General features: G+C 35.5%; 3 protein-coding genes and 1 pseudogene. 3 read left to right on the forward strand and 1 reads right to left on the reverse strand.

The genetic code is table 11. The features are described from left to right. The first annotated feature begins 16 nt into the window (after positions 1-16). The 3 genes from OZD61_RS04835 (at position 17) to ispG (ending at position 2,620) form a co-directional block, all read left to right on the forward strand. Complete coding sequence (locus OZD61_RS04835; RefSeq protein WP_274980042.1) at positions 17-505, forward strand: hypothetical protein; 489 nt, start codon at positions 17-19, stop codon at positions 503-505. Between the two features lie 197 nt (positions 506-702). Then, on the forward strand, positions 703-1,323 hold the full coding sequence (locus OZD61_RS04840) for a TRP75-related protein (protein ID WP_065094679.1): 621 nt from the start codon (positions 703-705) through the stop codon (positions 1,321-1,323). 16 nt (positions 1,324-1,339) lie between these two features. Then, positions 1,340-2,620, forward strand: a complete 1,281-nt coding sequence (ispG, locus tag OZD61_RS04845; RefSeq protein WP_274980043.1) for a flavodoxin-dependent (E)-4-hydroxy-3-methylbut-2-enyl-diphosphate synthase — start codon at positions 1,340-1,342, stop codon at positions 2,618-2,620. Positions 2,621-2,721: 101 nt separating this feature from the next. Here ispG and OZD61_RS04850 read toward each other — a convergent pair. Then, positions 2,722-3,173, reverse strand: a pseudogene (locus OZD61_RS04850) (transposase); the annotation flags it as partial.

Raw genomic sequence — 3,173 nt, forward strand, 5'->3', positions numbered from 1 at the left:
ACCAGCTTGCAAATGATTGTCCTTTCCTTCATTTCTCTCCTATTACGAAGATTTTAAACAGGTTCTAACAGAATTGCAAGAAAGTCAAAAAATCGATGCTGAGCAGTTTGAAAAAGTTTTTGGTGCATTAAAAGAATGGCAAGAAGCTCAAAAGATAGATGCTGAGCAGTTTGAAAAAGTTTTTAGTGCATTAAAAGACAAGATTGGTACTGAGCAGTTTCAAGGTATGCAAGAGCACTTAAACGGCCTGCAAAAAAAAGTGGAAACACTTGCAGAGGCAGTAGCAGATCAAGAAAAAACACTACTAATTTGTACCATAGCCACTGCTGTTGCCGTAATAGCGATAACTAGTTTTGTTGCATTCTGTATCTATCAGGGAGTTAAGTGTGAAAGGGAGAAAGAAAAGAACTTGTCTAAAGATACACCAGACGCAAAACTTAATAATGTAGATACTACCGATGGTACTGAAAAACTACAGAATAACTTAAAAGTTGCAAACATATAGCTGCATAACACTTTTCTTGAAAAGGTGTTACGCAACTTGTAACACCTTCCTCTTCTCTTAGCCTATGTAGGTTTTTTTGATAGCAAACATATCACTTTTTAGAAAAATATTTGTATTGTAAAGTTAGTAAAGATTCTGGTTTACTTAAAGTTTGTTAATTGCTATCTTTTAAAACGCGATATTTACTATAGCACCATATGCTTAGGATTTTTTCTAAAGTTTTGTTTATATTAATGTTTTTGGTTTCTAGCTTTTTTACTGTGCATAGTGCTGGAGCTAAATCTAAGCTCAGTAAGAGATACATACCTCCTGGTAACCCTGGTGGTGCAAACTTTCATACAGATGAGGATTTTGCTGAGTCATATAAACTGTATGAGAAGCGTAGGGAATTGCTCAAGAAAAAAAAGTCACAAGATCGAGCTATAAATAAAGAAGATCTAATCAAAAAATTAAAAGAGAAAAAAATTGCTAGTCTTGATAATGAGCCAAATGACATGGAAGCGTGCATAGTCGACGATGAAGAGAGCGCTATGATAAATCAGCATGGTATTAATATCGCACGTTTAAAGGGTGCTGTATTTATAGATCAAGAGCCAGTTTCTCAGTATGAAAGTAAGCAGCATGAAAGTGAACAACAAGAAGGGAAGAAAGTTACTTCAACACGAGAAAAGAAAGTTTCTCCTATAAATATCACTATAAAAGAAACTCCTTCAAGAAGAACGTGCTCACATGATTCTATTGCTAATTTGGATAACGTAGATGCTTATAGTTTGAATGGTTCAAGTTCGTTTGGCAGCGTAGCTGACACAGTAAAATAGTATCACAATTAATAATATGCTAGATACAGACCTGATATTGAATGACGATGCATGTGAATTATCGCCAATGTCCAGGCACAAAACTCATGTTGTAGAAGTTGGAAAAGTAAAGATAGGCGGAAATAATCCTGTAGTTGTACAATCTATGGCGCTTGGTGTGCATATAGATTCTGATAATATAAAAAGTAGCGCAAAACATTATGCAAAAGAGATAACAGAACTAGCGCGTACAGGTTCAGAATTGGTGCGAATTGCCTTGAACTCAGAGGAGGTAGCAGGGGCAATACCTTATATAGTAGAAGAGATAAATAAAGAAGGTTTTGACGGTAAAATATTGGTAGGCTGCGGTCAATATGAGCTAGATAAATTAGTTCAAGATTATCCGGACAACATCAAAATGCTGGGTAAAATTAGAATCAATCCAGGCAATATAGGCTTTGGCAACAAACGTGATGAGAAATTTGAAAGGGTCATAGAGTATGCAATAATGCACGATCTTCCGGTTAGAATTGGAGTAAATTGGGGTAGTCTTGATAAATACCTTTTACAAAAACTGATGGATGAAAACTCTTTGCTTAGTAATTCAAGGCCTTCGGACGTTATACTGCGCAAAGCACTTGTAATGTCTGCTCTTGATAGTGCAAAAAAAGCTAAAGAAATTGGTCTAAGTTCAAACAAAATAATCATTTCATGTAAGGTTAGCAAAGTACAAGATTTAATTTTAGTTTATACGGCACTTGCAAAATCTTCCAATTATGCACTGCATTTGGGTTTAACTGAGGCTGGTATGGGCAATAAAGGTGTGGTAAATACCGCAGCGGGGCTTACTTATTTATTGCAAAATGGCATTGGAGATACCATACGGGCTTCTTTGACTCAACGTCCTGGTGAATCGCGTACTAATGAAGTGGCGGTGTGTCAGGAAATATTGCAGTCTATAGGCTTGCGATACTTTAACCCTCAGGTTAATTCATGTCCTGGTTGTGGGCGCACGAGCAGCGATCGTTTTCGTATATTAACTGAAGAAGTGAATGGCTATATAAAAACTCATATGCCGATGTGGAAGAAAAAAAATCCAGGTGTAGAGCATATGAGCATTGCTGTTATGGGATGCATAGTAAACGGCCCTGGAGAAAGCAAACACGCAAATTTGGGAATCAGCTTACCTGGATATGGAGAAAAACCTGTTTCAGCAGTCTACAAAAACGGCAAATATTTCAAAACTTTACAAGGTGATAATGTCTCTGAAGAATTTAAGGCAATTATTGATAATTATGTGAAGAAGCATTACACGTAACCTTTCACGGTTAATTAATAGGTAAATCGCAAATAAAAAAGAAAATTAAACCTTGTTTTTCTTTTTTCGTTGGGAATGTTCAAAAAAGCATACGCGTCAAGTTAAGAGATTGTGAGCAAATTTAGAGAGGTTAAAGTGGGATACTCTAGCCCTTCTACGTTTGTCTTTTAATGAAAATCGCGACCAAGTTATAGTGAGTTTTTTAAGAAATGCTTTTAAACTATTAATTTTGGTTAATACTAAAAATAACTCTCTAACCCGCCTTTTTAGCTCAATAAATGCCTTTGTTAAGCTAAGTTCTGTATTCTTTTTCACTTCTGTGCAACCAACTATGCCGTGAAATATAAGAATTGCGCACAATTTAGCATATAGTTCACATAATACTCTGCATGGCTTTCCTTTTAACTTATCAAGCCTGATATGGCTTTTATACAATTTAAATAATAACTCAATTTGCCACCTTACTCTGTAAATCGTTAATACTTGCTCAGCACTAATTTTATTTTCTGGAACATTAGTTATACCAGTTCAACAATTTTTGATTTCTTTTAGA

The sequence above is a fragment of the Wolbachia endosymbiont of Drosophila bocki genome (assembly GCF_028982005.1).
GTDB lineage: Bacteria > Pseudomonadota > Alphaproteobacteria > Rickettsiales > Anaplasmataceae > Wolbachia > Wolbachia pipientis.

Excerpts from the sequence above, each read along its gene's own strand:
- ispG (WP_274980043.1), top strand. The coding sequence starts at position 1,340 with ATGCTAGATACAGACCTGATATTGAATGACGATGCATGTGAATTATCG.
- OZD61_RS04840 (WP_065094679.1), top strand. The coding sequence starts at position 703 with ATGCTTAGGATTTTTTCTAAAGTTTTGTTTATATTAATGTTTTTGGTT.